Annotated in this window: 5 protein-coding genes; all 5 read right to left on the reverse strand. The window is 73.6% G+C overall.

What is annotated here, in order from left to right; genetic code table 11:
* Positions 1-49: 49 nt before the first annotated feature.
* A complete protein-coding gene (locus HMPREF3105_RS05240) occupies positions 50-748 on the reverse strand; it encodes a DUF3618 domain-containing protein (RefSeq protein WP_070708920.1) in 699 nt (232 codons plus the stop codon).
* Positions 745-1,212, reverse strand: a complete 468-nt coding sequence (locus tag HMPREF3105_RS05245; RefSeq protein ID WP_036314802.1) for a phage holin family protein — start codon at positions 1,210-1,212, stop codon at positions 745-747. The genes HMPREF3105_RS05240 and HMPREF3105_RS05245 overlap by 4 nt, the downstream gene beginning before the upstream one ends.
* Positions 1,209-2,024 carry a hypothetical protein gene (locus HMPREF3105_RS05250; RefSeq protein WP_036380841.1) on the reverse strand — a complete coding sequence of 272 codons (816 nt, stop codon included), beginning with the start codon at positions 2,022-2,024 and terminating at the stop codon, positions 1,209-1,211. The genes HMPREF3105_RS05245 and HMPREF3105_RS05250 overlap by 4 nt, the downstream gene beginning before the upstream one ends.
* Before the next feature lie 158 nt (positions 2,025-2,182).
* Positions 2,183-3,409: a glycerophosphodiester phosphodiesterase gene (locus tag HMPREF3105_RS05255; protein WP_070708921.1), complete on the reverse strand. Its 1,227-nt coding sequence runs from the start codon at positions 3,407-3,409 to the stop codon at positions 2,183-2,185.
* A gap of 171 nt (positions 3,410-3,580) precedes the next feature.
* Positions 3,581-5,149, reverse strand: a 1,569-nt coding sequence (locus tag HMPREF3105_RS05260; RefSeq protein ID WP_070708922.1) for a S9 family peptidase, incomplete at its 5' end; no start/stop codon positions are given.

Raw genomic sequence — 5,149 nt, forward strand, 5'->3', positions numbered from 1 at the left:
CCGGCCGGTCCCGTCAACGGGACCGGCCGGCGTCGTGCTCGGGTCGGGCTCAGGCGTCCTTCGCGGTGTCCTTCACCTGGCGGGCGGCGTCCTGGGACTCCGCCTTGAGGTCCTGCGCCGTGTCCGTGCCCTGCTCCTTGAGGTGGGAAGCGGCCTCGGCGGCCGACTCCTTCACGCTCCCGGCGGCCTCGCGGGCGGCGGGCTCGAGGTCCTCGCGCAGCTGCTGGGCGGCCTGCTTGGCCTCGTCCACCAGCGGGGCGGCCTGCTCCTTGAGGCCCTCCGCGGCGCGCTGCTCCACGCGTGAGGCGGGGATCAGCGAGCTGAGCAGCAGGCCGGCGCCGAAGGCGATCAGCCCGGCGGCCAGCGGGTTGCCCGCGGTGCGGCCGCGCAGCTGAGCCGGGGCCTGCTGCAGGGCGAGCTGGGCGTCGTCGGCCCACTCGGACACGCGGTCGCCGGCATCGCCCAGGCGGTCCTGGGCCTGGCCGGCAGCGTCGTACGCGGAGGCCCGGGCGTCGTCGATCACCCCGTGGGCGCGATCGCCCAGCGAGGACTCGTGGCGGTGCTGCTCCGGGGAGCCCATGATGTTCTCCTTCGCGTGGATGAAGCCGTCCTTGATGCGGTTGGTCTGCCGGGACACGGCCTTCGTGGGGCTCACCTTCTCGGCGAGGGCGTCCACGTCCTGGCCGAGCTCGCGGCGCGTACGCTCGATGTCGGCGCGGATCTCATCGGGGTTGTTGCTCGTGGTCATCGCGTCTCCTTCGCGGGGTTCAGGGTCTCGGGGATCTCCTGAAGCGTCTCCTGGGTCTGCGGCAGACCCTTGATCTTCTCGATGTCCTTCTTGCCCTGCACGGCCAGCACGGCCGCCACGACGCCCCACAGCACGGCCACGATCAGCGCGGCCCAGCCGATCGGCAGGAACACGTCGAGCAGGTGCATCAGGGCGAGGGACAGGAACATCAGCAGGAAGAAGCCGCCGACGGCGGCGCCGGCCAGCAGCCCCGCCCCCTTGCCGGCCTTCTTCGCGGACTCGGTGGCCTCGGCCTTGGCCAGGGCGATCTCCTGGCTGACCAGCGTCGACAGCTTGGCCGACAGGCTCTGGAACATCTCGCCGAGGCTCTCGTGCTCGGCGCGGAACTCCGCCTGCGTGGGCGGCGGGGTGTGCGCGCCGGAGTGCGGCGTCGCGTCGCGGAACGGTTCGTGGGCGGTGCTCATGCGTCACCCCCGGGCCGGGTCTGGTCGAACGGCCGCTCGGCGGTCAGGCCCTGCTGGACCGGCGCCTGCGTGCCATACGGGGTGTCCCCGACGCCGGCCGCGCGGCGGGGCCCGGCGCCGTCCGCGACGCGGCCGTCGGCCTGGGAGAGCGAATCGCTCGAGTAGGCCGGGGCCTGCGAGTCCAGGTGGTGCGGGGTCACGTCCGCGTGCACCGCGTCCGGACGGGTCGTGTGACGGCGCGGCGAGGTGGAGGCGGCGGAGTCGGGCTGGGCGGCGTCGCGGATGCCGCGCGTCAGTCGACCGGCCACCAGCCCGGCGCCCAGGGCGAGGGCCAGGAACGTGCCCGGACGGCGAGCGGCGAAGCCGCGCACGTCCTGCAGCAGGTCCTGCGGGGAAGCGGTCTCCAGGCGCTGCGTCAGGGCCTCGGCACGGTCCGCCACCGAGGCGACGCCCTGGCGCACCAGGTCGGTCTGCGGCTGCTCACCGGAGACCACGCGGTGCAGGTCGTCGGTGTAGCTGCGCACCTGGCCCGCGAACCGCTCCTGCTGGGTCTGCACCTGCGCGCCGACCTGCTCCTGGGCGGAGCCGACCAGCGACTGCACCTGGTCAGCGGCCTCGTCCTTCACCTGGCCGGCCTCGTGCTTGGCGGTGGCCGCGAGGTCCTGGGCCTTGTCCTTGGCGTCCTGGGCCACGGCCTTCGCCTGGCCCTGGGCCTCGCCCGCGGCCTGCTGGGCCTTGTCCTTCGCCTGGTCCTTGGCGTCACGGCCCTCGGCTGAGGAGCCGTGGGCGTTCTTCGGCGTGTTCGTCGTCATGCTGTGCCTTCCTTCGTCCGGGTCGGCGGCCCCTCATGGCCAGCCCTTCTGGCCGTCCACGTCACCGGGTCCACCGGTCCTGAGGGCCAAGGTAAGCACCGCGACGGACGTGCCGGAAGACCTCGGGTCCGCCGGGATCGTCTCCGGTCGGGACGGGGTCAGCGCACCTTCAGGCCCCGCTGGGCGGTCTTGCCGACGCCCCGGCCCGGGTGCTCCTTCTTGCCCTGCATCCAGGTGTCCACGGCCTGCACGCCGAGGTCGGGGTGGTCGGTGAAGAAGCCGTCGATGCCGGCGTCGAGGAACGGCTGGATCATGCCGACCATGTCGCCCCGCGCGTTCGGGTCCGTGGAGGAGCGGAACTCCGTGTAGAGGAACTGGTTCTCGGCGCGGAAGGTGTACGGCACCACCTCAAGGCCCGCGCGGTGGGCGAGGGAGACGAACGCGGTCTCCTCGCCCATCGAGCCGTCCTTCTCCTTGGTGATGATCTGCGCGAAGGCCGGGCCGAGCGTGTCGACGCCGGCCGCGCGGACCTCGCGCATGCCCGCGGCGGTCTCGTAGAAGTCGTAGTCGCGGAGCCCGTCGCCGGCGGCCACGGAGTCATAGGGCGCGCCGGTGACGCTGGAGAGGAACACCGTCTCGGCCTTGAGGCCGAGGTTCTCGTTGAGATCGCGCAGGTTGGCGAGCTCGAAGGACTGCACGGTGGCGGGGGCGTTGCGCTTGTTCAGGCCGTACTCGTCGAGCAGCTCGACGACGCGCTCCTCCATGGACAGGCCGATGGAGTCGAAGTAGGTGGGGTGCTTGATCTCGGGGATGACGCCGATCTCGCGGCCGTACCGGGCAGAGAGGCGCTCCCGCAGCTCGAGCACCTCCTCGAAGGTGGGCACCTGGTACCGGCCGTCGTAGGACGCGGACTCGGGGCGGACCTGCGGCAGGCGCTCCTTGGCGCGCAGGGTCTTGAGCTCGGCGAGGGTGAAGTCCTCGGTGAACCAGCCGGTGAGGGCCACGCCGTCGACGACCTTGGTGGTCCTGCGGTCCGCGAACTCGGGCCGCTGGGCGACGTCCGTGGTGCCGTCGATCAGGTTCTCGTGGCGGACCACGAGCACGCCGTCCTTGGTGGAGACCAGGTCCGGCTCGATCACATCCGCGCCCTGGGCGGCGGCCAGCTCGTAGGCGGCCAGGGTGTGCTCGGGGCGGTAGCCGGAGGCACCACGGTGACCCACGACGTCGGGGCGCACCACGGGCTTGCCCGTGACGGACTGCGCTGCGGCCGGGGTCTCCGTTGCGGCGGGGGCGGCGGCGGCCGGGGCGGCCAGCGGGGCGCTGACGGCGACGGCGGCGGCGAGGGCCACGAGGCCGCGGGCGGCGTGACGACGGACGGAGGTCATGGAACGGTCCTTTCCGGGAGGGGGATGACCGCTCCAGTGGGCCAGATCCGGGTGTCGACCGGGTGGCCCCCCACCGGCCACAGCCGGCCCGTCCGGTGAACAGCCGGTGACGGGCGGCTGATCGGAGAGGTTCAGCCGCCCGTCACGATGCGCGGCACCGGGCCCGGCGACTCAGCCCGCCGTCGACGACGGCCGCGTCAGTCCCAGCGTCTCCGGGGCCGTCGGGGCGCTGTCGCCGAGGACGTGCTCGCCCAGGAAGCCGAGGACGACCTCGTACCAGACCTTCGCGTGCTGCGGGGCGAGGATCCAGTGGTTCTCGTGGGGGAAGTAGAGGAACCGGTGGTCGGTGGTGCCGTCCGCGGCGGCCGGCCGCCCGGACTTCGCCAGCAGGTCCGACCACAGGCGCAGCCCCTCGCCGATCGGCACGCGGTAGTCCTTATCGCCGTGGATGACGAGCATCGGGGAGACGATCTCGCCCACGAACCGGTGCGGAGAGTTCTCCTGCTGCATCTGCTCGTCCATCTCGCGGGCCCAGTAGAACGCGGCGTCCGTCGTCGGGCCGAAGCCGTCCAGCGCCCACAGCGAGGCGTGCGTGACCACGCACCGGAACCGGTCGGTGTGCCCGGCCACCCAGTTCGCCATGTAGCCGCCGAACGAGCCGCCCATGGCGGCGGTGCGGTCGCCGTCGACGTCCTCACGCGCCACGACGGCGTCCGTGAGCGCCATCAGGTCCGTGTAGGGCGCCTGGCCCCAGCGGCCCCAGCCGCGTTCGATGAAGTCCTGGCCGTAGCCCGTGGACAGCGCCGGGTCCGGCAGCAGCACCGCGTAGCCGCGCGCCGCCATGATCCACGGGGTCCAGCGCCAGCTCCACGCGTTCCACGAGCCCAGGGGCCCGCCGTGGATCCACAGCAGCAGCGGGTGACCGCCGGCCGGCGCCTCCCCCTCGGGGAGCACGAGCCAGCCGCGCACGTGCGTGCCGTCCTCGGCGACGGTCTCCACGTCCTCGAGGGTGCCCGGGATCGCGGGGCGCTCCACGGGGTTCGGCAGGCGCGTGGTCTCGCCCGTGGCCAGGTCGATCCGCGCCACCTCCGGCGGGAACAGGTAGGAGGAGCGGACGCCGTAGGCCGTGGCCCCGTCCGGGGAGAGCACGATGTCGGTCCACGCCTCGTCCTCCCGGGTCACCTGCGCGACGGCGCCGGTGGCCACCTCGATGCGGAACACCGGGCGGCGGCCCTCGGAGTCCGCGAGCGCGATCACCGCGGAGTCGTCCGGCAGCCACGCGACGACGTCGGCCCAGCGGTCCCAGCCGTGGGCCAGGGGCGTGGTCTGGCCCGTGGCCGTGTCCATCACGTACAGGCGCGGGTGCACGGCGGAGTGCGGGGTGGAGTCGGGGGTGCGGACGACGACGGCGCGCGTGCCGTCATGGCTGACGGGGCCGACGGCCACGTCCTCACCGGGGACGTCGTGCAGGACGCGGTGCTCGCCCGTGGCCAGGTCCACGCGCACCACCGTGCCCTCGCGCACGTTGCCGCGAGCCTCGGCGGTGGCGGCCGTGGTGAGCAGGAACGAGCCGTCCGGGGCCACCTGCGCGCCGATCCCGAACGCGTGGGAGCGCGGGAATCCGGAGACGTGGCGCAGGTGGTGCGCCACGTCGTCGGCCTCGGGAGCCAGGCCGGAGGCGGCGGGGCCGGGCTCGGCGGCGTCGGCGTCCGTGGCGGGCTCACCCTGCGGGTCCGGGCC

Origin of the sequence: Micrococcus sp. HMSC31B01 (assembly GCF_001816085.1) — a bacterium.
In the GTDB taxonomy this organism is placed as follows: domain Bacteria; phylum Actinomycetota; class Actinomycetes; order Actinomycetales; family Micrococcaceae; genus Micrococcus; species Micrococcus luteus.